The following is a 22,478-nucleotide window of genomic DNA, read 5'->3' on the forward strand; positions in this document are numbered from 1 at the left end:
CTCTCGTCTCAGCTTGTCTTGGGCACGAACGCGCCCGGCGGAATGTGGCCCTCGACATAGGCGTGGTAGAGCGCGTCGAGCTGCACCCAGAGCACGTTGGTCTTGAAGATCAGCGCATTGCAGACGGCTTCGCGCTCGGCTTGCGTCCTCGCGTTCTTCCTGACGAAATCCAGCGCAAAGTTGGCGTCGCGCGGCGCCTGGGTCAGGCGGCGGCTGAAGTAGCTCATGATGTCGGGGTTCACGAAATCATAATGCTTCAGCATGCCGGCGATGCGCTCCTCGTGAATGCTCGGCGCGAACAGTTCGGTCAGCGAGGAGGCGATGGCTTCGAGCGGCGTGCGGTCGCGGCAGAAATGCACATAGGCTTCGACCGCAAAGCGCGTCGCCGGCAGAATGCCTTCGGTCGATTCCACGTAGGCCGTGTCGAGGCCGAGGCCTTCGGTGAGCTTGAGCCAGCGCTCGATGCCGCCTTCGCTGTCGGGATAGCCGTCATGGTCCTCGATACGATGGCGCCATTCCATGCGGATGGCGCGGTCGCGGAAGCGCGAGATCACGACGGCGTCCTTCAGCGGGATCGTGCTCTGATAGTAGTAGCGGTTCAGCGCCCAGGCCTGCACCTGGCCCTTGCCAAGCTTGCCGCCGTGCAGCAGCCGATGGAACGGATGCAGGCTGTGATAACGCGTGGCGCCGATCTGGCGCAGCGTCGCCTCCAGATCCTCCGGCGTATCGAGCCGGATGCCCTTGCCGATGGAGAGGGCGGTCATTCCACTTGTAGGCACCACGTTCACAGCGTGATCTCCGTTCCGTCGGCGGGAATCTGCCAGCCGGCGCGTTCGAGGGCCTTGCGCTCGTCGGAACCCTTCAGCCACGCCGGGTTGGAGTTGTTGATATGCAAGAACACCTTCCGCGCAATGTCCAGACCGGCCAGGCTCTCGATCGCGCCATGATCGCCCGACATCGACAGGTGTCCCATCGACTGCCCCGTCTTCTGGCCGAGGCCGGCCGCGATCAGTTCGTCATCGCGCCACACCGTGCCGTCGAACAAGACCAGCGGTGCGCCCCTGAGGCGGGCCCTCAGGTCGTCGGTGACGCGGGCGCAGGCGGCGACGAAGCAGAAATATTGTCCGCTCGTCTTGTCGGCAATGCGAAGCCCGAGCGTGTCGCCGACGCCGTCGGCTCCCGCCGGATGCGGCTTGCCCTCGAGATACCAGGCGCCCTTGCCGGTGACCTCGAAAGGCAGCACTTCGATGCCGGACGGCGAGCCGTCGCGCAGGGTGGGCTCGAACGGCCGGTTCACCTCGATCGGCCGCCTCGCCACGTTGTTCTCGCCCAGCACATTGAAGATGCTGTTGGTCGCGAGAATCGCCAGCACGCGGCCGTGCGCATAGATCGAGAACGGCGAGCCCTCGCGCATCGACAACAGGCCCGCGACGGCATCGATCTCGCCATTGGTGAGGATCACGCCGGCAATCGGGCTGTGGCGCAGCTTTCCCGCTGCGGGATGCAGCTGCGGTGTCGCGGTCAGTTGCTGGCGCAGATCGGGCGATGCATTGACCAGAAACCAGTTCGCGCCGTCGCGGCTGAACGCGATCGATGCCTGTGTGCTGGTCAGTTCCGGATTCCCGTTTCGCGCCTGCCGGCAAACCCGGCATCCGCAATTCCACTGCGGAACACCGCCGCCTGCGGCCGCACCGAGGACGACGATGCGAAGCATGACCCGTCCCTCGGCTCCAGAAATCCGGCTTCAGAAACGTTTCGAGGTGGACACCCGGCTGAGCCACGCCCTCGCATTCGGGAACGTGTCACGCCCGGAAATCCACCTGCGTCAAAACGTGAAGGAAGCGCTTCCGCTTACTTGCGGGCGGCGCACGCATACATGTTGATTTCCATGCCGACCGGCACTTCGACGATCTTGGGTGCTTTCCAGGCCATTAGGCTCTCCTTATTGAACCGGACGACGTGCGCCCTGACAGATAAGGTATCGCGGATCGGAAAGTTCGCCAGTGGAATCTTTGTGTCATAAACCTCTGCGTGTTCATGTTGCGGCGCGAAACAATTTGCTGGATCGAGTGCGGCATTTGGCTCAAAATGGCGTGAGATCAGGTATTTCACGGGTTGTCGGACGGATTGGTAATGGCGATGTCCAGGTGGCGCGGGCATCCTAGCCCTCCAATAAGCTGGGTGTGACAATCCTGCGCCCGACACGCGTTCAAGCCGAAGGTCAGTTCCATTTCATGCCCAGATATTATTTCCATACGCGGATCGGCGATGAGCTGATTGCCGACCCCGAAGGCGAGGAACTGCGCAACCCCGACCGTGCCTGGGAAATGGCCCGCGCCATGATCCTGGAATTGTTGCGCAGCGAAGGTACCGACGAGCGCCTGCTCAACGCCACCGTCGAAGTGACCGACGACGACGGCGAGATCGTGCTGGAATTTCCCTTTGCGGAAGCGCTTCTCGACGGCGGCAACGCCTCGATGACGAAGCATTAGAGCGTTTTCAAGCGAAGTGGATACCGGTTCGCGTGAAGAAAACGCGTCAAATCAAGAATCTAGAGCTTCGGTTCTGATTCAATCGGAAGCGAACAAGCTCCAGCAAGCTCAATTCCCGTCCAGCTTCCCGCACAGGCAGATGGCGCGGCCGGCCCCGCTGGCCTTGCCCTCGATCCGGCGTTACAAGACCGCTGAGAACACGGAGCTGGTAATGCAGGACCTCTGGCGTCTGTCGGCCACGGATTTGGCTGCCCTGATCAAATCGAAGAAGGTATCGGCCAAGGAAGCGGCGACTGCGGCGCTGGCGCGGCTCGATGCGGTCAACCCGAAACTCAACGCGGTGGTCGATCACAAGCCGGCCGAGGTGCTGGCGGAGGCGGCCGCTGTCGACGCGAAGATCGCGCGCGGCGAAGACCCGGGCGTGCTCGCCGGCGTGCCCGTCACGGTGAAGGTCAATATCGACCAGGCAGGCTTTGCCACCACCAACGGGCTGAAGATCCAGAAGGATGCGATCGCGAAGGACAACAGTCCGGTCATCGACAATGTGCGCAAATGCGGCGCCGTCATTCTCGGCCGCACCAATTGCCCTGCGTTCTCCTATCGCTGGTTCACCACCAATCTCGTGCATGGCGATACCAAAAATCCGCGCGATCCCGGCATCACCCCGGGCGGCTCCTCGGGCGGCGCGGGTTCGGCGGTCGCGGCCGGCATCGGCCATATCGCGCACGGCACCGATATCGCGGGCTCGATCCGCTATCCCGCCTATGCCAACGGCGTGCACGGCCTGCGGCCCACGGTCGGGCGCATCGCAGCCTTCAACGCCGCGCTGCCCGAGCGCACGATAGCGGCGCAGATCAGCGCAGTGTCCGGACCGCTGGCGCGCACCATTGCCGATCTCAGAATTTCGCTCGCCGCGATGTCGGGCTTCGATCCCCGCGACCCCTGGTGGGTGCCGGCACCGCTGGAGGGCATGAAGCGAGAAAAGCGCGCCGCGATCTGTCTCGACCCTGACGGGCTCGATGCGGTGCCGGAAGTGAAGGCTGCGGTTGCCGATGCCGGCAAGCGGCTGGCGCGCGCGGGGTGGACCGTCGAGGAGGTCACCGCCATCCCGCCGCTGCGCGAGGCCGCCGACTGGCAGACCAAGCTCTGGCTCGGCGACAATTATGAGGCGCAGCTTGCGGCGGCCGAACGCGAAGGCGATCCCGGCGCGCTCGCATGCCTCCGCGGCAACAAGGCCAAGGTGTTTCCGTTCGATGCGGCTTCTTTCTCCAAGGCACTGGTGCGCCGCGCCACGCTGGCGCGCGAATGGCTGCTGTTCCTGGAAAAATATGCGGTGCTGGTCATGCCGGTGTCCGGCGAATTGCCGTTCCCCGATCACCTCGACCGCAAGGACGATGCGTCCTTTGCGCGGGTGTGGAAGGCGCAATTGACGCAGATCGCTATCCCCTTCATGGGACTGCCGGGCCTGACGGTCACCACGGGGCTGGTCGGTCGCGTGCCGGTCGGCGTGCAGGTGGTGTCCGGCCGCTATCGCGAGGACCTTTGCCTTGCCGCCGGCGAGGCGATCGAGGCGGGCGGCGTGCCGGCCTCGCCGGTCGATCCCGCAAGCTGACGCGCGATGGCTGCGATCCACGATTTCACGGCGAACTCGCTGGCAGGCGAAGAGGTGCCGCTGAAGCGATTCGAGGGGCAGGTGCTGCTGATCGTCAATACGGCGAGCGCCTGCGGTTTCACGCCGCAATACAGGGGGCTGCAGGAGCTGCACCAGAAGCTGTCGCCGCGCGGCTTTGCGGTGCTGGGTTTCCCCTGCAACCAGTTCGGTGCGCAGGAACCCGGCGACGCCGGCCGGATTGAGGAGTTCTGCAAAAGCAACTATGCCGTCACCTTTCCGATGTTCGCCAAGATCGACGTCAATGGCAGCCATGCGCATCCGTTGTTCGACTATCTGAAGCGGGAGAAATCGGGCCTGCTCGGCTCCTCGATCAAATGGAATTTCACCAAATTCCTGGTCGACCGTTCGGGCAAGGTGGTGGGGCGGTACGCGCCGACGGTGCGGCCGGAAAACCTGACGAAAGAGATAGAGGCACTATTGTGAGCGAGAACGACAAGCCAGCCAGCGACCAGTTGCCCGACCGCCTCTCGGTCGATCCGCGCAGCCCCTACTACAATGCCGACGTGCTGTCGCGCGAGGTCGGTATCCGCTTCAAGGGCGTCGAGAAGACCAATGTCGAGGAATATTGCGTCAGCGAGGGCTGGGTCCGCGTCACCGCCGGCAACGCCAAGGACCGCCACGGCAACCCGCTGACCATCAAGGTCCACGGACCGGTCGAGCCGTATTTCCGCGACAAAGCGTGAACCACGCACCTCGTCATGGCCGGGCTCGTCCCGGCCATCCACGTCTTTGCCTCCGATGGAAGGGAAGACGTGGATGCCCGGGTCAAGCCCGGGCATGACGAATGGATAGATGTTCGCCCGAAGGGGACCCCATGTCCGTCCGCATCACTGACGTCTGCGAAGTGACAAAGCCGATCTCTTCGCCGATCCGCAACGCCTATATCGACTTCACCAAGATGACGACGAGCCTCGTTGCCGTCGTCACCGACGTGGTGCGCGACGGCAGGCGGGTGGTCGGCTATGGCTTCAATTCCAACGGCCGTTACGGGCAGGGCGGTCTGATCCGCGAGCGCTTCGCGCCGCGGTTGCTCGAGGCCGATCCGAAGTCGCTGCTCGATGCCACCGGCGACAATCTCGATCCGGACAAGGTCTGGTCCGCGATGATGGCGAACGAGAAGCCCGGCGGCCATGGCGAGCGCTCGGTCGCGGTCGGCACCATCGACATGGCGGTGTGGGATGCGGTGGCGAAGATCGCGGGCAAGCCACTGTTCCGCCTGCTGGCCGAACGGCACAAGCGCGAGGCCAATCCGCGCGTGTTCGTCTATGCCGCCGGCGGCTACTACTATCCCGGCAAGGACCTCTCGATGCTGCGTGGCGAGATGCGCGGCTATCTCGACCGCGGCTACAACGTCGTGAAGATGAAGATCGGCGGTGCGCCGATCGCGGAGGACCGCGAGCGCATCGAGGCGGTGCTGCAGGAGATCGGTAACGACGCGCAGCTCGCGGTCGACGCCAATGGCCGCTTTGATCTGGAGACCGCGATCGCCTACGCCAAGATGCTGCGGGAGTATCCGCTGTTCTGGTACGAGGAGGCCGGCGATCCTCTCGACTATGCGCTGCAGGCGGCACTCGCCGAATTCTATCCGGCGCCGATGGCGACGGGCGAGAATTTGTTCCGCCATCAGGATGCGCGGAACCTGATCCGCCATGGCGGCATGCGACCGGACCGCGACTGGCTGCAATTCGACTGCGCGCTATCGTACGGGCTGTGCGAATATCAGCGCACGCTGGCAGTGCTGCATACGCACGGCTGGTCGGTGAGCCGCTGCATCCCGCATGGCGGGCACCAGATGTCGCTGAACATCGCGGCGGGGCTTGGGCTCGGCGGCAATGAGAGCTATCCGGATCTGTTTCAGCCCTATGGCGGTTTTCCCGATGGCGTGCGAGTGGAGAACGGCCACATCGTCATGCCGGATCTGCCGGGCATCGGGTTCGAGGGAAAATCCGATCTCTACATGGAAATGAAGGCGCTGGCGGCCTGAGTGTGGTTCCCAGGCCATCGGTTCACCGATCATCTATCTCTGAAGGACGCCGCGATCGTGCCCAGCAAACTTTCCCTTCCCCAACTCTCGCTCGCAAAGGACAAGATCAGGGTCCTGCTCCTCGAAGGTGTCAACGACAGCGCCGTGCAGCTTATCGAGGCTGCCGGATATTCCAGCATCACGCGCCTGTCCAGGGCGCTGGAGGGCGATGCGCTCAAGGAAGCCATCAAGGGCGTGCATCTCGTGGGCATCCGTTCCCGCACGCAGATCACCCCGGATGTACTCGAGGCCGCGGACCGGCTGATTGCGATCGGATGCTTCAGCGTCGGCACCAATCAGGTCGATGTCGACGCCGCGCGGCGGAACGGGATTCCCGTGTTCAACGCCCCGTTTTCCAATACGCGAAGCGTGGCGGAACTGGTGATCGGCGAGATCGTCATGCTGTTGCGCCGGATCGTTGCGCGTTCCAACGCGGCCCATCGGGGGCAATGGGATAAATCGGCAAACGACAGCTATGAGGTGAGGGGCAAGACGCTCGGCATCATTGGCTACGGCAATATCGGCTCGCAGCTTTCGAATCTTGCCGAAGCGCTGGGAATGCGGGTCATTTTCTACGACCATACCGACAAGCTTCGCCATGGCAACACCGAGCCGACCGCGACCTTGCATGAGCTTCTGGCGCAAAGCGACGTCGTGACGTTGCATGTGCCGGAAACATCGGCCACGCATGGGATGATCGGACGCGAGGAGATTGGCGCGATCAAGCCCGGCGCCTATTTCATCAACAACAGTCGCGGTACGGTGGTCGACCTCGAGGCGCTCGCCGACGCGCTGCGCGAAGGCAGGCTTCGTGGCGCCGCGGTTGACGTTTTTCCGGTCGAGCCGCGTTCGAATGCGGATCGCTTCGTGTCGCCGCTGCAGGGTCTGGAAAACGTCATCCTGACGCCGCACATCGGGGGCTCGACCGAAGAGGCGCAAGAGCGCATCGGCGCCGAAGTAGCGCGCAAGCTGGTCGACTACAGCGATTCCGGCTCGACGATGGGTGCTGTCAATTTCCCCCAGGTCCAGCTGCCGCCGCGGCCATCGGGCACGCGGTTCATTCAGGTACAGCGCAACCTGCCGGGCATGCTGGGACGTTTGAACGAAGTGCTCGCGCGCCACTCCGTCAACATTGCCGCGCAATATTACGAGACCCACAACGACGTCGGCTATGTGGTCCTCGATGCCGATGCCTCCGCAGCCGACGGCCAGCGCGTGCTGGCAGACATCCGGTCTCTGGAGGGCACCATTCGCGCCCGCTTGCTCTACGAATACAAGATCTGAGCCCGGCAGCTGTTAGGAGATGAAGGGCTGGCGGCGAAAGTCTCTCGGCGTTATCGTTCGCTACGAGCCCAGCCGCATATCGAGCAGCCTTCGCTCGCCCTTCAGCAGCTTCTTCACCGCACTCGATGCGACGACCTCGCCGTCGTTGGCATAGGCTTCGTGGTTCTTCTCGATATCGTCGAGGCGGTAGAGGTAGTTGACCATGATGCCGGCGGACTCGCGCAGGCCTTTTGGCGAGAGATCGCCGAGCCAGTTGATGCGCTCCAGCCGGGCGCCGTTGCCGAGATGGAAGCGCGCCACGGAGTCGATGAGCCGGCCCTTCGGCGTGCGCGCCTTCAGGAAATAATGTGCGGCGAGCGGCTCCAGCACGGCGCGGAGCTGCGCGGTGAGCTCCGCATTCTCGAACCAGTCGGGCTTGTCGAGATTTTCCAGGAACTTCCGCTCGTCGTCGGCGAGCGGAACGTCCTTGCCCTCATTCACCCACTGCATGAAGCCGGGCACCGGCGACAGTGTCACGAAGGTGTCGAGCTTGGGCAGCTCGCGCTGCAATTCCTCCACTACCTGCTTGATCAGGAAGCTGCCGAAGGAAATGCCGCCGAGGCCGCGCTGGGTGTTGGAGATCGAGTAGAACACGGCGGTGCGGGCGCGCTCGATCGCCACCGGCTGGCGTCCTTCGGCGAGCAGCGGCGCGATCGCGCCGGGGGTGGTCTCCGTCAGCGCCACCTCGACGAAGATCAAGGGCGCATCGGGCATCGCCGGGTGGAAGAAGGCGTAGCAGCGGCGGTCGGCGGGATCGATGCGGCGGCGCAGGTCGTTCCAGTCGCGGATCTCGTGCACCGCTTCGTAGCGGATGATCTGTTCCAGAATGTTCGCTGGCGTCGACCAGTCAATCCTGCGCAGCACTAGGAATCCCCTGTTGAACCAAGAAGAGAGCAGATGCACGACGTCGCGGTCGAGCGCGACGAGCTCGCCGCGGCCTTTCAGGAGGTCGAGCAGGTCGGCGCGCATCTGCACCAGTTCGCCGGTGCCGCCCGGCGCGCGGTTGAGCCGGCGAAACAATTCCTGCCGTCGCGGCTCGGAGGCGAAATGCAGGTCGCTGTCGTCCGCGTCCGACGGCTCATCGTGCCAGGCCTCGATCGCCTGCTTGAGCCGTTCGCGATCCGGGCCGAAATGACGCGCCAGCTCCTCGAAGAAGGCGAGCCGGCCTTCGGCGTCGAGATCGTGATAGCCGTCCAGCACTTCGCGAGCCATCGCGGTGCCGGATGCCTCGCCGCGGCCCGACAGCAGCGCCTCGCAGAGTTGCAAGAGCTCGGCCGCCTCGTGCTTGCCGTCGGCGGGCTCGCCCCGCCGCAGCAGCGTGCGGCTGCGTTCGGAAATCGTCGACAGAAGGTCTGAGAAAAAGGCGTTGGCCATGGGCCTCCAGCGATGCCGAATCGTAGTCAGGATCTATGACGGTGCAGACCGGAATCAAGCGTATTTCCGGTACGGAAATATGTCATGCCCCGCGAAGGTATAAGCTCACTCCTTCCCCGCAAATTCCGTCGGCGTCTTGCCGGTGACCTGGCGGAAGGCATGGGAAAAGGCCGGCACGCTGGCATAGCCCAGATCGGAGGCAAGCTGCTTCACCGACAGGCCGGCGTCGACCGATAGCCGCTGGATCGCGGCGGCAATGCGGGCGCGCTGGCACCAGCTCTTGAAGGAAAGCTGCGTCTCGGCGGCGAACAGCCGCGACAGCGTCCGCGCCGAGGTGCCGACGGCGCGCGCCAGCGTCTCGATTTCGTGATCGGCGGTCGGATCGCCCAGCACGATATCGGCGGCGCGGCGGCAGCGCGGCTCCTGCGGCACCGGGATGAAGGTCGCCGAATCCTCGGCGCGCTCGAGCTCCAGCATCGCGAGCCGGACGAGGAGTGCCGTGCGCTCGGGCTCGTTGCGGTCGTCGAACAGCGCCAGGATGGTCTGGTGCAGCAGCGGCGACACCCGCACCACGAATTCCTTGGCGAGCCTCCTGCCGTGGCCTTCGCGCTTGAGCCAGGCGAGGTCGAAATACAGCGTGCGCATCTCGATGTCGGCGAGCACGTCGATGGCATGGACGAGCCGGGCAGGGACCCATACCGCGCGGTCCGGCGGCACCAGCCAGCGGCCCTTGGGGGTGGTCACCTGCATCGTGCCGGCGGCGGCATAGACCAGCTGCGACTCGCGGTGCATGTGGGAATCGAGACGGGTGCCCTTGCGCGCATGGCGCGCCACCATGTGCACCCCGTCGCCGGTGGTGCGATGGCTCCCCTCGATGGCAGCGATTGGCTTTTCCAAGATATTCATTGGCTGCATCCCGTCAGCGCAAGAACCTATAACCTATTCTTGCGAAATGCGGGAATCGCCAAGGAAATCGCCAGGGAACCGGAAATGAACAGCCCCAGCCGGGTCATCAGCTTCGTCAACGCCGCCCATTTCATCGACCATTATTCGATGCTGATCTTCGCGGCTGCCGTGATCATCATGGGGCCGGCGCTCGGCATGGCCTATTCGGAGCTTCTGCCCTATGCGACGCCCGGATTCGTGGCGTTCGGCGCGGGCTCGCTCGTCACCGGCTGGCTCGGCGACCGCTGGAGCCGGCGGCACATGATGGTGATCTTCTTCGTCGGCATTGGCCTTGCGATGATCTCGGTCGGCTTCGTGCAAACGCCGCTGCAGCTCGGCGCGGCGCTGCTCGCCATCGGCATCTTCGCCTCGATCTATCATCCCGTCGGCACCGCCATGATCGTGTCCTATGCCGACAAGCTCGGCCGCGAGATGGGGATCAACGGCGTCTGGGGCAATCTCGGCGTGGCCTCCTCGGCGCTGGTCACCGGCGTGATCGGGCAATATCTCGGCTGGCGCTATGCCTTCTTCATTCCCGGCGCGGTCACCGTGCTGCTCGGCATCGCCTTCGCGATGATGGTGGTGCATGAGGATCGCAAAGGGACAAAGCAGGCCGCGGCGCAAGCGCGCATCGCCAGGGAAGACGTGTGGCGGCTGATCCTGGCGCTGATGATCGTGGTGGTCGCGATCTCCACCACCTTCAATGCGGTGACGGTGGCGCTGCCGAAACTGTTTGCCGAGCGGCTCGCCGATCTGACCAGGAGCCCGGCGCTGCTCGGCGTGATCGCGGCCGGCGTCTATGTGTTCGGCGCGATGACGCAGTACACCGTCGGCAAGCTGCTCGACCGCCATTCGCTGAAGACGGTGATGCTGCCGCTGTCCTTCCTGCTGGCGCCCTTGATGTATCTCGCCGCGACGCTTTCGAACCTGCCGCTGATCGTTGCCACCATCGGCATCATCATGGGCGCGTTCGGCCAGGTCACGGTGAATGATGCCCTGGTCGGCAAGTACACCCCGGAGGAGTGGCGCTCGCGCGCCTATGCGGTGCGCTATTTCGTCGGCTTCACGGCGGCCGGCGCCTCGGTCGGCCTCGTCGCCTGGCTCTATGAACGCGGTGGCTTCGCCACTATGCTGCAGGCCTTTGCCGCGCTTTGCCTGTTCGTGATCGCCGCCGCCATCATCCTGCCGCGGGAGATCGCGCCAAAGCCGGCCGGCTGAGTCGGGCTGGAGCAAACATGAAGAAGATGGCGTGGCCGCTGGCTGCGATCTGGCTGGCGTGCGGACAGGCCGCGATCGCAGACCAGTTTCAAAAGGTGCAATGCGGCTCCGACATTCCCAAAGCGCTGATCGGCCAGCGTTCCGCGAACGAGCGGATCGTCGTACTCGAAGGCAGGAATCGCAAACTGGGCGCTCTTCGAGATCTCGATTGTCCGCTCGTCGGCGGGTATCGCATCGCCCTGCCCAACCTGTGCCGCAGATGTCTTGATGTATTCAGAACATGCCTCGAATAAGACGTCCCATACGACCAGGCAGGCCTCGTACACATCGTGCAGGCTCAGTGTCAAATGCATCGTCTCTCGATATTTTTGGAATCGGGTGCCTTCTTTGTCTGCAATTTCAGCATGCATGTATCGATCGCGAAATGCGATGATGACCCTTACCAGAAAAGCTAGGCCATCATTGGGTTGCTGCTCTGCCAGATTATCAAGTTCCCTATCCGCATAGAGTACATCGAGTTCGTTTGGTGATGTGGGATTAATAGGTGGTGAGCCGGGACGGTTTCGGAGTGCCCTCAGTACCTCTCTGGCCGCAGCAAGTCTGAGCGCGGCATCCGCAATCAAAGTCGACTGAAGGAGGTATGCAAACGAGTGATCGATGGGGCTGTCGAACTGGTAGTCAATGCTTAGGCGTGAGGAGACCTGATCGATCTTGACGGTCGGTTCGCGTTGCTGTCTTGACCACAGATACCAAGGCAGGTCTTTGCTCTGTTCTTCGCAATGCTTACGCCGATATTCATCCATCGTTTCGTTAGGGAACTGAGAACCATCGGGCCACACTTCGCGACCGAGTAGGTGCGCGAGTTCCAAATGCCAAAGCGTTGAGGCGAGCAATTCCGCTGCGTTGCGATGCTGACTGAGGCCATCTTTCCCTGATTTATAGCTCTTCCAAATATTAGAATTTGAAAACGACAAACGGTCTCGCCTCTCGCGAAAAGTTCTCTGCCTTGCTTTCGTTCGCATCAGGCCCCCGCGGACCAACGTCCTACAAATATCATAGGTCGGATACGATACGATTGCAACTAAAGCGGGTGCGACGAGCGCAATCGTTCGATGCAGGGATTGGGCCTCACCTATCCTCCGTCGGATGCACCCACTTGTACGGCGTGATCTCGCGGTTCTCAGCTTGATCATGTGCACCGGCGGCGCGTGGCGGCCGTTGCGGCAGGCGCGGCATTTCAGCGAGGCTTCCAGCTTCCACAGCGGCGTGTCGCGCGGGCGGCGGATGGCGGAAAGCGGCAGGCTGGCGCGGGTGTTGCAGCGGTTGCACTCGACTTCCAGAAAGCCGAGGCCGCCGTTGAGGCACTGGCCAAGCGTCGGCGAGGGCTGTGCCGGCCCGCCAAAACCTTCCATCCGGATCGACCAGGCTTCCGCCTCGGCGCGATCGGCGGCGCGGATTGCGGCCATGGCCTGCTCGCGCGCGGCACGGGCGCGGATGTCGGCGCCGATCAGCGCCCCGCCCCAGATTCTCTCGCGCGATTTGGTGCCCATGGTCGTGTTCCAGGGTGCGATTACAGCCGCAGCCGCTCGCGGGCGCAACGCACGAGATGTGGCTGTGAGCAGCGGGGATGACGCTAGGGCTGCGGTCTATGCCGCGATCGTTCGCCCAGCCCGTTTCCGCCCGAAGACGAGAACGTGCTGTACACCACCAGGACAACAGTCTACCGTCGCGCGACAGGGTGACAGTTGCTCACCCAAAAGCTGTCCATGAAGCGGCGACGTCCGAAGTCGCTGCTTGCCATCGTAGCGGCAGCTGGCGTGCCATCGGAAGGCGCAATCTGACAAGCCCGATACGTCACCAAGCGCGGATGCCTGCGGCATCTCGCGGCTGCGATCGCGCATCCGTGCGCCAACAAGGAGGCCATCATGAATATGCCCGCAATCCTGCAGGGTGAGTCTCGCACACGATTATTTCAAGGCATCGCCGTCGGCGCCGTTGCGGCGATGACGATCGGATTTTTCTGGGGCGGCTGGGTCACCGGCGGCACCGCCAGAAGCATGACCGCCATGGCGGAGAGCAGCGGCCGGATGTCGGTGCTGGTGCCGATGTGCGTTGCGCAGTTCACGGCGGCCGACGGCGCCGTCACCAGGTTCAAGGCGGCGAGTTCCTATTCGCGGGACAACGTCATCGGCGAGTACGTGAAGACGGTTGCCGCCAACAGCATGGACTATTCCTTGGCGAGGGCCTGCGCCGCCGGCGTCGAAGCCGAACTCTCCAAGACAGCCACCAAGAGCTGAGCGGCCGGTTGGCCGGGACAGGATCCAACGACATGAGCGAACGCAAGTCCGGACGGTCTTCCTGGCTGATCTATTGCCTGGTGGCCGTCGTCCTGGCCGGCTCCTTCCTGCTGGTCAACGGCTTCCAGGCGGACAACTCCGCAACCATGGCCCCGCATCTGCCGCTCGCCCGCTGACGGCGGGGCCGCACGAAACGAGGGCTAGTGTTTCTGAAAGGCCGAATACACCATCGGCCGGTCAAGCCCCGCGGCGAAAAATATTCCGCTTTTCAGAATAGAGATTCCGTGCCATAACCCGCTTGTCCCACCCGGCAAAGGGGCGGCTCGCGATCGTCACGGACCGTGCGGTGGGATGCGATGGACGCTGCGGCGTCAGGCGTGGCGGCGTGATCCCGGAAAAGTGGAATCCGGTTTTCCGGCAAGGATCACGCCCAAACAACATGCCGGACGAAAACGTTCGCAGCGTACGGCAAAATCGTGTGGTCCTGGCGCCGCGACCCTGGCGTCTATCCGGCCCGCCTGTGCGGGCCTGGCAACGGGGGCAAGACAGGCCGTTCCCCGGGGAGAGCACGACATAAGCCGTAAAGCCATTGCGCGGGGAAGGCCGGGATGTCCCGGCTGTACCTGTCAAAGCCGTGTGCACTTTCTGTAGCACTCTTCGCACACGGTGCTGCGGGCGCAGTCGGCGCCCGGCCTTCCCTGCGCCCTTTCTTCCGGAGAGGGCCGACGAGACCGCAACAACCCGGGCAAAACGCGCCGCGGGGATAATGACGTGTGTTTAGGTTATGCAAACTGCTTCGGCGCCCCCGGTTCGCCTCGCCCCGCTCTCTTGTCCGCCGAAGCCCGCCTTCGGGCGAAGGCGGATGCGGGGAGAGGCCGACGCGCGCCAGCGCGGCGGGTGAGGGGGACCCTCCGCGAGTCCCGATGTCGAGAAAGCCCCTCACCCCATCCCTCTCCCCGCAAGAGCGGGGCGAGGGAGTCCTGGCAGCAACGCGCCCCTTACTTATGCGCACTCCAGTTCTTCCAGCTCACGTTCTTGAGGCTGGAAAAATCCGTCGCCAGCGGTCGGCGCTTCTGCCGCTCGTAGGCGGCGATGCACTTCTCGGACTCCGCGACCTTGCGCTCGAGCTCGGCCATCGCCTTCTCGGTGTCGCCGACCTTGTCGTGCTGGCCGCGGAAGCGCGAGACTTCCAGCGCCTTCAGCGCCTCGCGGTTCTTCTTCAATTGCGCCCGGTGCCAGGCAATCCGGCTGTCGCTGTCGGCCATGCGATTTTCCCTGATTCGCCGGCCAAGATAACACGGCGCACGCGGGCGATTGTGCCGGGATTGAGTCGGCGATTCGCTGCCGGCCCGGACGGCAGCCCACCAACAACCGCGTGTGTTTCGCCTACCGGCAGTTGTGCCCGGTTCCGTGCAGAAAGTTGCAGCTGTGCCCTGCCGGTCACAGCGCTGCCGGAGCCTGCATGATATTTCTGGCCACATATTGCCAACCCGGTTGTTGGAGAATTCCGGTGCCGCCGCATACTCTTAAGGTTCTTACGGCCACCTTGCTCGGTTCTGTTTTCGGCACCGTCCTTGTTTCCCCCGCGCTGGCGCAGTGCGTCACGGTCGGGACCGACGTTACCTGCACCAACGCCGGCGCGCTCGCCAACAACACCATCCTGCAGGCCAGCACCGCCAACGGCACCGCGACGACGACCAATTCCGGCTCGATCGGCAACAACTCGATCGTGGGCGCCATCACCGGTCCCGGCAACGCCATCGTCACGAATTCGGGCAGCATCGGCAACCAGTCGATCGTCTCCGCCATCACAACCAACGGCAACGCCAGCCTGACCAATTCCGGCAGCATCGGCACCCAATCCATCGTGCAGGCCATCGCAAGTCCGACGGGCAATGCGAGCCTGACCAATTCCGGCTCGATCGGCGGCAGCGCGATCATCCAGGCCATCGCAATAGCGGGCACCGCAGAGATCACGAATTCTGGCTCGATCGGCAGCACCTCGAATATCCTGGCGAGTGCGACGCAAGGCAATGCAAGCCTGACGAATTCGGGCTCGATCGGCGGCAACGGATCGAGCGTCCAGGCCAACAGCGTCACCGGCAATGCGAGCCTGGTCAATTCGGGCTCGATCGGCGGCAACTCGACCGTCGCCGCGAACTCCATCGGCGGCACTGGCAGCGCGAGCCTGACCAACTCCGGTTCGATCGGCGGCGGCTCCAACGTCACGGCCAACAGCGTCAACGGCACTGCGAGCCTGATCAATTCGGGTTCGATCGGCGGCGGCTCGACCGTCCTGGCGAGCAGTGCCACCGGCAATGCGAACCTGACCAATTCAGGCTCCATCGGAAGCAACTCGAACATCACGGCCAACAGTGCCACCGGCAATGTGAGCTTCACCAATTCGGGCTCGATCGGCAACAACACGTCCGTCCTTGCCAACAGCGCCACTGGCAGCGTCAGCTTCACGAATTCGGGCTCGATCGGCAACACCAACATCGTCCAGGCCAACAGTGCCACCGGGAATGTGAGCTTCACCAATTCGGGCTCGATCGGCAGCTCGACCGTCCTGGTGAACAGTGCGGCGGGCAATGTGAACCTGACGAATTCAGGTTCGATCGGTCCCGGTGCGAACGTCCAGGTGAACAGCGCCAACGGCACTGCCACCATCACGAATGCGGGCTTCATCGGCGGCAGCGTAAACGTCAATTCGGCCTCGGCCGGTGCCACGCTGACGAACATCGCGGGTTCGCGGATATCAGGATCGATCTCGATAACCGGCCCCAACAACAAGACGCTCGAATTCATCGGCGGCAACTATCTCTACACGCTCGCTTCGCTCAGCGGCGTCAACATCAATACCCACGGCGCGCCGTTCGTGGTGTCGGGCAATACGGTCGCGGTGCTCGATCCCACGGTGCTGGCGCTCGAAGACCGCTCGGTGATGAACTTCACCGCCGGCGTCTCCTCGATGCTGCAGGACCGCTTTGGCGGAATGGTCATTCCCGGCGGCGCGGGCCGCGCAACGCCGCTTGCCTTTGCGCCTTCTCTGGCGCCCGATACCGCTGCCCGCCTCGATGCCGCGCACGATGCCTTCGCAGGCCTTTCGTCGCTGTCGATGTCCTATGCGAGCGACGATAGCCGCCTGCGCAACGCCAACGCGGCGTACACCAAGGCGCCGGTGGCCGCCGTGCCGGTCTACGACATCACGGTGTGGACCTCCGGCTTCGGCGGCGAGCGCCGGCAGAGTGGCTATGAGCCCGTGCAGGCGGCGCGCGACACTGCTTACGGCGGCACGATCGGCGTCGACCGGCAGTTTACGCCGGAGCTGCGGTTCGGCCTGTTCGCCGGCGGCGGTGCCTCGAAGCTGCGCGCCGCTTTCGACGTGCAGAGTGTCGACAGCGAATACGGCTTTGGCGGCGGCTACGGCCGCTGGGACCGCCGCGACTATTATGTCGACTTTGCTTTGTTTGCCGGCGGGCTCAATTCGAAGAGCACGCGCCAGGTCGCCAACAACCTCGTCGCCAACGGCCTGGAGGTCGCGACCGCCAGCTACAACGGCTGGTTCGTGAGCCCGGACGTCACCTTCGGCTATCGCATGTACAACGCGCTCGGCACGGTGACGCCGAAGGCGCGCGTACGCTATGTCGGCGGCACGCTCGATGGTTACACCGAGACCGGCTCGGCGCAGGGGCTCGTGATCGGCAGCCGCCATTTCAGCGACATCGAGGAACGGCTAGGCATCGAGTTCGCCACGATCACCGCGCTCGGCGCCGGCACCGTGCGCGGCAGCGTCGATTTCTCCGCGGTCGGCCTGCAGCGCCTCGGCGACAACAATGTAAACGCCGTGCTGCTGGCGCAAAACCTCGCCTTCACCACCCCGGGCCGCCGCGAGGCCTATGGCGGCGTCATCAATGCCGGCCTCGACTGGCGGCCCAAGAGCAATGTCAGCTTCTTCCTTAGCGGCGAAGCCATGGCGACCAACGATGCCGCCTACAGCGTCGCCGGCAAGGGCGGCGTGCGCGTCGGGTTCTGAGGGCGTGCCAGGCCACCTGGCTGTTGCTGCCGGCAGCAAGTTTCCTTGAAACGCGGACGAAGATGGTACGGGGAAGCATGCGGATTGTGCCGGGAATAAGACCCGGTCCGTCGCGCGGGCATGCCGACCTTGACGCGGCTCAAACGCGGGACGGGGCATGGCTGCTAGGCTGCGGCTTGTTCCGATCGGTGGATATCATGCGTCGCCTTGCTGTCTCTCTCCTTGCCCTTGCCGTGCTGATGCTGGCGTCGACGGCATCGCCCGCACGCGCCGAAAAACGCGTTGCCCTCGTCATCGGCAACAGCGAATACGCCCATGTGCCGCGCCTGGCCAATCCGAAGAACGATGCCGGCGATGTCCGCGGCAAGCTCGGCGGCCTCGGCTACCAGCTGTTCGGCGGCGCCGACCTCGACCGCGCCGCCATGATCTCGGCCGTGACCGCCTTTGGGCGGGCCGCCGAGAATGCCGACGTCGCCGTGGTGTTCTATGCCGGTCACGGCCTGCAGGTGAACGGACAGAACTATCTGGTGCCGGTCGATGCATCGGTCCAGTCGGAGGCCGAACTCGACATCTCGCTGGTGCCGATGTCGATCGTCATGCAGCAATTGTCGCGCGGCAGCCGCGTCAACATCGCGATCCTCGATGCCTGCCGCGACAATCCGTTCTCGCAGGGGCTGTCACGCTCGATGGGAACGCGCGCGATCGGCGCGCTCGGTCGCGGGCTGAGCCCGATGCGCTCGATCTCGGGCACCTACATTGCCTATGCGACCGCGCCCGACAGCGTTGCGCAGGACGGCGAGGGCCGCAACAGTCCCTTCACCACGGCGCTGCTGAAGTTCATCGACCAGGCCGGGCTGTCGTTGTCCGACCTGATGATCGAGGTGCGCAACGAGGTGATCCGTACCACCAACGGCAAGCAGGTGCCGTGGGACACTTCCTCGCTCACCGGGCGCTTCTATTTCAAATTCGAGGGCACCCTCACGGTCGAGCCTGCGCCGCCGGCCGCGATTGCCCCGGCGCCTGCCGCCCCACCGGCCGCAGCCGTCGCGCCGGAGACGCGGACCCCGGCGGCGGGACTGGATGTGCAGGCGAGCCGCTGGGCGGCGGCTGCAGGTTCGAACAGCGCGTGGGAATGGCAGCGCTTCCTCGACGATTTTCCGCAAGGTCCCTACACCGCGGATGCCGCCAACAATCTCGGCAATCTCTACGCCACCGGAAACGGCGTCCCGCGCGACGATGTGCGTGCCGCGTCGCTGTACCGTCGCGGTGCGGAGCTCGGCCATCCCGATGCGATGACCAATTACGGCATCATGCTGGCGGGCGCGCGCGGCGTTCCCCGCGACGATGCGCAGGCCGCGGCGCTCTTCCGCCGCGCGGGCAATGCCAATGGCATGCAGCTCCTCGCGCTGTTGGTCGATGCCGGACGCGGCACGGCGCGCGATCCCAACGAGGCAGCCGATCTCTTTCTCGAATGCTTCCGCCAGAAGCAGCTCGCCTGCCGGCACATTCTCATCGACCAGCGCGGCAAGCAGGTCAGCCTCGAAACGCGCCGGCTGTTGCAGCAGAAGCTGGCGGAGAAGCGCATCTATCAAGGGCCGATCGACGGCGCCTTCAGCACGGCGATGATACGGGCGCTGGAGAATTTCGGCCGTTGACGGAAGCCCTACAGCTCCCTTGCATTGGAAAACGCAAACGAACTCACCCGCCGCGTGTTCTCGTCCAGGATCAGGCTGCGCGTGATCGGCGGCTCGGCGCGCTGGCTGCAGTTCTCGCGCTCGCAGAGCCGGCAGTTGACGCCGATCGGCGTGCCTTCCGCCTTCTCCAGGTCCATGCCGGTGGCATAGACCAGCTTGGCCGCATGGCGGATCTCGCAGCCGAGCCCGATGGCAAAGCGCGGTTGCGGCTGCGGATGGGGAGCGACGGGCCGGCGCACCATCTGGGCGATCGAGAAATAGCGCGTGCCGTCCGGCAGCTCGATCACCTGCTTCAAGAGCCGATCCGGCGTATCGAAGGTCGAATGCACGTTCCACAGCGGGCAGGTGCCGCCGAATTTCGAGAACGGGAAGGTGCCCGAGGAAAATCGCTTCGACACGTTGCCGGCATTGTCGACCCGCAGCAGGAAGAACGGCACGCCGCGGGCGTTCGGCCGCTGCAAGGTGGTGAGGCGGTGGCAGACCTGCTCGAAGCCGGCGTTGAAGCGCTGCGCCAGCACGTGCACGTCGTAGCTCAGCGCCTCCGCCGCCGCATGGAACGCCGCATAGGGCATCATCGCAGCCGCAGCGTAGTAATTGGCGAGCGTGATGCGGTAGAGCCGCCGCGCGGTGTCGTCGAGCGGGCCGACCTTGCTGACGATCCCCTCGATCGCGGGGCCGCATTCGGCCAGCGCAATCTGGAAGGCGAGCTGGAAGGTGCGCCCGGCGCCGTCCACCAGTTCCGAGATCAGCAGCTGCCGGCGATGCCGGTCGAAGCGGCGCAAGGTCTCGCGCATCACGTCGACCGGCATGATGCGGGTCACGACCGAATGCTTTTCGCGCAGCCGCTCGGACAGCGCCGCGAACAGGGCGTCGGGGGCGACGTTCAGCTCGTCGCGCAAATTCTCCGCCGCCGTCTCCAGCTCCGGAAAATAGTTGCGGTTGGCCTCGATCAGCTCGCGTACCCGCTCGATCGGGTTGGCCTCGAACTGGGTGCCCTCGCGGTCGGCCATTTGCGCCGCCACCAGCGTCTCGCCGCGCCTGGCCTCGGTATAGGCGGCATAGAGCCGTTGCAGCGAGTGCGTGACGCCCGGGCAGAGTTCGGCGAGGTCGCGCAGCTCCTGCTTGGGCACGTCGATCTGCCGGAACAGCGGGTCGGAGAAGATCTCGTTCAGTTCGGCGAAAAAGCGGTCCTCGTCGGCGGTGGCGAGGTCGCGGAGGTCAAGGTCGTAGGTCTCCGCCAGCCGCAGCAGGAGCTGCGCCGTCACCGGGCGCTGGTTGCGCTCGATCAGGTTGATGTAGCTCGGCGAAATCTCCAGCCCCTCGGCCATCTGGGTCTGCGACAGCCCCAATTGCTGCCGGATGCGCCGGAATCTCGGCCCGACGAACAGTTTCTTTCCGGAGTCGGATGCCATGGCGGGCCTCCCAGGTTTCCGTCATGGCCGGGCTTGTCCCGGCCATCCACGTCTTTGCTGCCGCGAGCCAGGGAAGGCGTGGATGCCCGGGACAAGCCCGGATGACGACGCGGATAGGGCGGAAATCGCAAAAGCTCCGTCCAAACCGCGCGGAACCACGTCAGCCATTCTGACCCAATTTTGTGACTAACTTTACAAAATAACATCTATTACAAGTTCAGATGTTACACAACATCACCAATAAAATACAAGCCCTCTATACGGCCTAAGGAATCTGGCGTTTAGCTCTCGCCACGTATTTCGCAATGCACTGTCAAGAATGTCGCAAGACAGGGCGAAGAGAAGGAATCACGCACATGAACTACCAGCCACGTGGGATCATCCAGGGACCGGCGACCTATCTGAGCGAGGTCAAGGCTGCTGAAGCGCTGCTCAAGACCCAGCCGACCTGGAACGGCGTCAGCGCCGAAGCCGTGGCGCGCATGCGCCTGCAGAACCGTTTCAAGACCGGCCTGGACATCGCCCGCTACACCGCGGCGCTGATGCGCGCCGATATGGCTGCCTATGACGCCGATCCCACCAAGTACACCCAGTCGCTGGGTTGCTGGCACGGCTTCATCGCGCAGCAGAAGCTGATTTCGGTCAAGAAGCACTTCGGCGGCAAGACCGATCGCCGCTATCTCTATCTCTCCGGCTGGATGATCGCCGCACTGCGCTCCGAGTTCGGACCGCTGCCCGATCAGTCGATGCACGAGAAGACCTCGGTGCCGGCGCTGATCGAAGAGCTCTACACCTTCCTGCGTCAGGCGGATTCCCGCGAGCTCAACGATATCTTCCGCGCGCTCGACGCCGCCCGCAAGGCAGGCGACAAGGCGAAGGAAAAGGAACTGATCGAGAAGGTCGACAACTTCCAGACCCATGTCGTGCCCGTGATCGCCGACATCGACGCCGGCTTCGGCAATGCCGAGGCGACCTATCTGCTCGCCAAGAAGATGATCGAGGCGGGCGCCTGCGCCCTGCAGATCGAGAACCAGGTCTCCGACGAGAAGCAGTGCGGCCACCAGGACGGCAAGGTGACCGTGCCGCATGAGGTCTTCCTGGCGAAGATCCGGGCCTGCCGCCATGCCTTCCTTGAGCTCGGCGTCGAAGACGGTATCATCGTCACCCGCACGGACTCGCTGGGTGCCGGCCTGACGCAGCAGATCGCGGTCAGCCACAAGCCCGGCGACCTTGGCGACCAGTACAACAGCTTCCTGGATTGCGAGGAAGTGACGGTCGCCAACGCCAGGAACGGCGATGTCATCATCAACCGCAACGGCAAGATGATGCGTCCGAAGCGGCTGCCCAGCAACCTCTATCAGTTCCGTGCCGGGACGGGCGAAGACCGCTGCGTGCTCGACAGCATCACCTCGCTGCAGAACGGCGCCGATCTCCTGTGGATCGAGACCGAGAAGCCGCATATCGAGCAGATCGCCAAGATGGTCGACCGCATTCGCAAGGTCATTCCGAACGCCAAGCTGGCCTACAACAACTCGCCGTCGTTCAACTGGACGCTCAACTTCCGTTGGCAGGTGTACGACGCGATGAAGGAAGCCGGCAAGGATGTCAGCAAGTACAACCGCGCCGAGCTGATGAAGCCGGAATACGACGATACGCCGCTGGCGATCGAAGCCGACGAGCGAATCCGCACCTTCCAGGCCGATTCATCGAAGCGTGCCGGCATCTTCCACCATCTGATCACGTTGCCGACCTATCACACGGCAGCCCTGTCGACTGATAACCTCGCGAAGGATTATTTCGGCGAGCAGGGCATGCTGGGCTATGTGAAGAATGTTCAGCGTCAGGAGATCCGTCAGGGCATCGCCTGCGCCAAGCACCAGAACATGGCCGGATCCGACATCGGCGACGATCACAAGGAATATTTCGCCGGCGAAGCCGCTCTGAAGGCGGGCGGTGCCCACAACACGATGAACCAGTTCGGCTAACGGCGGA

The 22,478-nt window shown here is 64.0% G+C and carries 20 protein-coding genes and 1 pseudogene; 12 read left to right on the forward strand and 9 right to left on the reverse strand.

The window, feature by feature from the left end:
* Positions 1-8: 8 nt before the first annotated feature.
* The 3 genes from pqqC to pqqA all read right to left on the reverse strand — a co-directional run bounded on the left by pqqC (position 9) and on the right by pqqA (position 1,932).
* Positions 9-764, reverse strand: coding sequence for a pyrroloquinoline-quinone synthase PqqC (pqqC, locus tag HZB49_RS00865; RefSeq protein ID WP_291608542.1), 756 nt, complete (start codon positions 762-764; stop codon positions 9-11).
* A gap of 20 nt (positions 765-784) precedes the next feature.
* Positions 785-1,714 (reverse strand): pyrroloquinoline quinone biosynthesis protein PqqB, encoded by a 930-nt coding sequence (gene pqqB / locus HZB49_RS00870; RefSeq protein ID WP_291608543.1) that lies wholly within the window; start codon positions 1,712-1,714, stop codon positions 785-787.
* Positions 1,715-1,851: 137 nt separating this feature from the next.
* Positions 1,852-1,932 carry a pyrroloquinoline quinone precursor peptide PqqA gene (gene pqqA, locus HZB49_RS00875; RefSeq protein ID WP_012029362.1) on the reverse strand — a complete coding sequence of 27 codons (81 nt, stop codon included), beginning with the start codon at positions 1,930-1,932 and terminating at the stop codon, positions 1,852-1,854.
* Between the two features lie 302 nt (positions 1,933-2,234).
* Here pqqA and HZB49_RS00880 point away from each other — a divergent pair, with 302 nt between their 5' ends.
* The 6 genes from HZB49_RS00880 to serA all read left to right on the forward strand — a co-directional run bounded on the left by HZB49_RS00880 (position 2,235) and on the right by serA (position 7,471).
* Positions 2,235-2,492, forward strand: a complete 258-nt coding sequence (locus HZB49_RS00880; RefSeq protein ID WP_291608544.1) for a hypothetical protein — start codon at positions 2,235-2,237, stop codon at positions 2,490-2,492.
* A 211-nt stretch (positions 2,493-2,703) separates the two neighbouring features.
* Positions 2,704-4,104 carry an amidase family protein gene (locus tag HZB49_RS00885; RefSeq protein ID WP_291608545.1) on the forward strand — a complete coding sequence of 467 codons (1,401 nt, stop codon included), beginning with the start codon at positions 2,704-2,706 and terminating at the stop codon, positions 4,102-4,104.
* A gap of 6 nt (positions 4,105-4,110) precedes the next feature.
* Positions 4,111-4,587, forward strand: a complete 477-nt coding sequence (locus tag HZB49_RS00890; RefSeq protein WP_291608546.1) for a glutathione peroxidase — start codon at positions 4,111-4,113, stop codon at positions 4,585-4,587.
* Positions 4,584-4,847 (forward strand): DUF3297 family protein, encoded by a 264-nt coding sequence (locus HZB49_RS00895; RefSeq protein WP_291608547.1) that lies wholly within the window; start codon positions 4,584-4,586, stop codon positions 4,845-4,847. Before HZB49_RS00890 ends, HZB49_RS00895 begins: the two co-directional genes overlap by 4 nt.
* 131 nt (positions 4,848-4,978) lie before the next feature.
* On the forward strand, positions 4,979-6,148 hold the full coding sequence (locus HZB49_RS00900; RefSeq protein ID WP_291608548.1) for a mandelate racemase/muconate lactonizing enzyme family protein: 1,170 nt from the start codon (positions 4,979-4,981) through the stop codon (positions 6,146-6,148).
* Between the two features lie 54 nt (positions 6,149-6,202).
* Positions 6,203-7,471: a phosphoglycerate dehydrogenase gene (gene serA, locus HZB49_RS00905; protein WP_291608642.1), complete on the forward strand. Its 1,269-nt coding sequence runs from the start codon at positions 6,203-6,205 to the stop codon at positions 7,469-7,471.
* A 60-nt stretch (positions 7,472-7,531) separates the two neighbouring features.
* On the opposite strand, the gene HZB49_RS00910 is transcribed toward serA, so the two are convergent.
* Both HZB49_RS00910 and HZB49_RS00915 read right to left on the reverse strand, forming a co-directional pair.
* A complete protein-coding gene (locus HZB49_RS00910; protein WP_291608550.1) occupies positions 7,532-8,884 on the reverse strand; it encodes a malonyl-CoA decarboxylase in 1,353 nt (450 codons plus the stop codon).
* A gap of 105 nt (positions 8,885-8,989) precedes the next feature.
* Positions 8,990-9,790, reverse strand: a complete 801-nt coding sequence (locus HZB49_RS00915) for a helix-turn-helix transcriptional regulator (protein ID WP_291608552.1) — start codon at positions 9,788-9,790, stop codon at positions 8,990-8,992.
* An 84-nt stretch (positions 9,791-9,874) separates the two neighbouring features.
* Here HZB49_RS00915 and HZB49_RS00920 point away from each other — a divergent pair, with 84 nt between their 5' ends.
* Complete coding sequence (locus HZB49_RS00920) at positions 9,875-11,047, forward strand: MFS transporter (RefSeq protein ID WP_291608554.1); 1,173 nt, start codon at positions 9,875-9,877, stop codon at positions 11,045-11,047.
* Here HZB49_RS00920 and HZB49_RS00925 read toward each other — a convergent pair.
* Positions 10,933-12,021 (reverse strand): hypothetical protein, encoded by a 1,089-nt coding sequence (locus HZB49_RS00925; RefSeq protein WP_291608556.1) that lies wholly within the window; start codon positions 12,019-12,021, stop codon positions 10,933-10,935. The two genes, HZB49_RS00920 and HZB49_RS00925, sit on opposite strands and share 115 nt — an antisense overlap.
* Positions 12,022-12,175: 154 nt before the next feature.
* A pseudogene (locus HZB49_RS00930) lies at positions 12,176-12,597 on the reverse strand (hypothetical protein).
* Positions 12,598-12,972: 375 nt separating this feature from the next.
* Between HZB49_RS00930 and HZB49_RS00935 the strand changes: the two are divergent.
* Both HZB49_RS00935 and HZB49_RS00940 read left to right on the forward strand, forming a co-directional pair.
* The gene (locus tag HZB49_RS00935; protein ID WP_291608558.1) at positions 12,973-13,344 is read left to right on the forward strand and encodes a hypothetical protein; all 372 of its coding nucleotides are present in this window, start codon (positions 12,973-12,975) and stop codon (positions 13,342-13,344) included.
* A 32-nt stretch (positions 13,345-13,376) separates the two neighbouring features.
* Positions 13,377-13,520: a hypothetical protein gene (locus HZB49_RS00940; protein WP_291608560.1), complete on the forward strand. Its 144-nt coding sequence runs from the start codon at positions 13,377-13,379 to the stop codon at positions 13,518-13,520.
* Positions 13,521-14,342: 822 nt separating this feature from the next.
* Here the strand turns inward: HZB49_RS00940 and HZB49_RS00945 are convergent.
* Entirely contained in the window at positions 14,343-14,609 is a 267-nt protein-coding gene (locus HZB49_RS00945; protein WP_291608561.1) for a hypothetical protein, read from the reverse strand.
* 245 nt (positions 14,610-14,854) lie between these two features.
* Here HZB49_RS00945 and HZB49_RS00950 point away from each other — a divergent pair, with 245 nt between their 5' ends.
* Both HZB49_RS00950 and HZB49_RS00955 read left to right on the forward strand, forming a co-directional pair.
* A complete protein-coding gene (locus tag HZB49_RS00950) occupies positions 14,855-17,380 on the forward strand; it encodes an autotransporter domain-containing protein (protein WP_291608563.1) in 2,526 nt (841 codons plus the stop codon).
* A gap of 197 nt (positions 17,381-17,577) precedes the next feature.
* On the forward strand, positions 17,578-19,035 hold the full coding sequence (locus tag HZB49_RS00955) for a caspase family protein (protein WP_291608565.1): 1,458 nt from the start codon (positions 17,578-17,580) through the stop codon (positions 19,033-19,035).
* A gap of 8 nt (positions 19,036-19,043) precedes the next feature.
* Here HZB49_RS00955 and HZB49_RS00960 read toward each other — a convergent pair whose 3' ends face one another.
* Entirely contained in the window at positions 19,044-20,486 is a 1,443-nt protein-coding gene (locus tag HZB49_RS00960; RefSeq protein WP_291608567.1) for an XRE family transcriptional regulator, read from the reverse strand.
* A gap of 356 nt (positions 20,487-20,842) precedes the next feature.
* Between HZB49_RS00960 and HZB49_RS00965 the strand changes: the two genes are divergently transcribed.
* A complete protein-coding gene (locus tag HZB49_RS00965; RefSeq protein ID WP_291608569.1) occupies positions 20,843-22,471 on the forward strand; it encodes an isocitrate lyase in 1,629 nt (542 codons plus the stop codon).
* The last annotated feature ends 7 nt before the right edge of the window (positions 22,472-22,478 follow it).

The sequence above is a fragment of the Bradyrhizobium sp. genome (assembly GCF_016219575.1).
Classification (GTDB): Bacteria; Pseudomonadota; Alphaproteobacteria; order Rhizobiales; family Xanthobacteraceae; genus Bradyrhizobium.

Bases quoted from the DNA above. Each gene is read 5' to 3' on its own strand.
- HZB49_RS00935 (WP_291608558.1), top strand. From the start codon at position 12,973: ATGAATATGCCCGCAATCCTGCAGGGTGAGTCTCGCACACGATTATTT.
- HZB49_RS00885 (WP_291608545.1), top strand. From the start codon at position 2,704: ATGCAGGACCTCTGGCGTCTGTCGGCCACGGATTTGGCTGCCCTGATC.
- HZB49_RS00965 (WP_291608569.1), top strand. From the start codon at position 20,843: ATGAACTACCAGCCACGTGGGATCATCCAGGGACCGGCGACCTATCTG.
- HZB49_RS00910 (WP_291608550.1), bottom strand. From the start codon at position 8,884: ATGGCCAACGCCTTTTTCTCAGACCTTCTGTCGACGATTTCCGAACGC.
- HZB49_RS00940 (WP_291608560.1), top strand. From the start codon at position 13,377: ATGAGCGAACGCAAGTCCGGACGGTCTTCCTGGCTGATCTATTGCCTG.
- HZB49_RS00890 (WP_291608546.1), top strand. From the start codon at position 4,111: ATGGCTGCGATCCACGATTTCACGGCGAACTCGCTGGCAGGCGAAGAG.
- HZB49_RS00945 (WP_291608561.1), bottom strand. From the start codon at position 14,609: ATGGCCGACAGCGACAGCCGGATTGCCTGGCACCGGGCGCAATTGAAG.
- pqqC (WP_291608542.1), bottom strand. From the start codon at position 764: ATGACCGCCCTCTCCATCGGCAAGGGCATCCGGCTCGATACGCCGGAG.
- HZB49_RS00880 (WP_291608544.1), top strand. From the start codon at position 2,235: ATGCCCAGATATTATTTCCATACGCGGATCGGCGATGAGCTGATTGCC.
- HZB49_RS00955 (WP_291608565.1), top strand. From the start codon at position 17,578: ATGCGTCGCCTTGCTGTCTCTCTCCTTGCCCTTGCCGTGCTGATGCTG.
- HZB49_RS00900 (WP_291608548.1), top strand. From the start codon at position 4,979: ATGTCCGTCCGCATCACTGACGTCTGCGAAGTGACAAAGCCGATCTCT.
- pqqB (WP_291608543.1), bottom strand. From the start codon at position 1,714: ATGCTTCGCATCGTCGTCCTCGGTGCGGCCGCAGGCGGCGGTGTTCCG.
- pqqA (WP_012029362.1), bottom strand. From the start codon at position 1,932: ATGGCCTGGAAAGCACCCAAGATCGTCGAAGTGCCGGTCGGCATGGAA.
- HZB49_RS00920 (WP_291608554.1), top strand. From the start codon at position 9,875: ATGAACAGCCCCAGCCGGGTCATCAGCTTCGTCAACGCCGCCCATTTC.
- HZB49_RS00960 (WP_291608567.1), bottom strand. From the start codon at position 20,486: ATGGCATCCGACTCCGGAAAGAAACTGTTCGTCGGGCCGAGATTCCGG.
- HZB49_RS00915 (WP_291608552.1), bottom strand. From the start codon at position 9,790: ATGAATATCTTGGAAAAGCCAATCGCTGCCATCGAGGGGAGCCATCGC.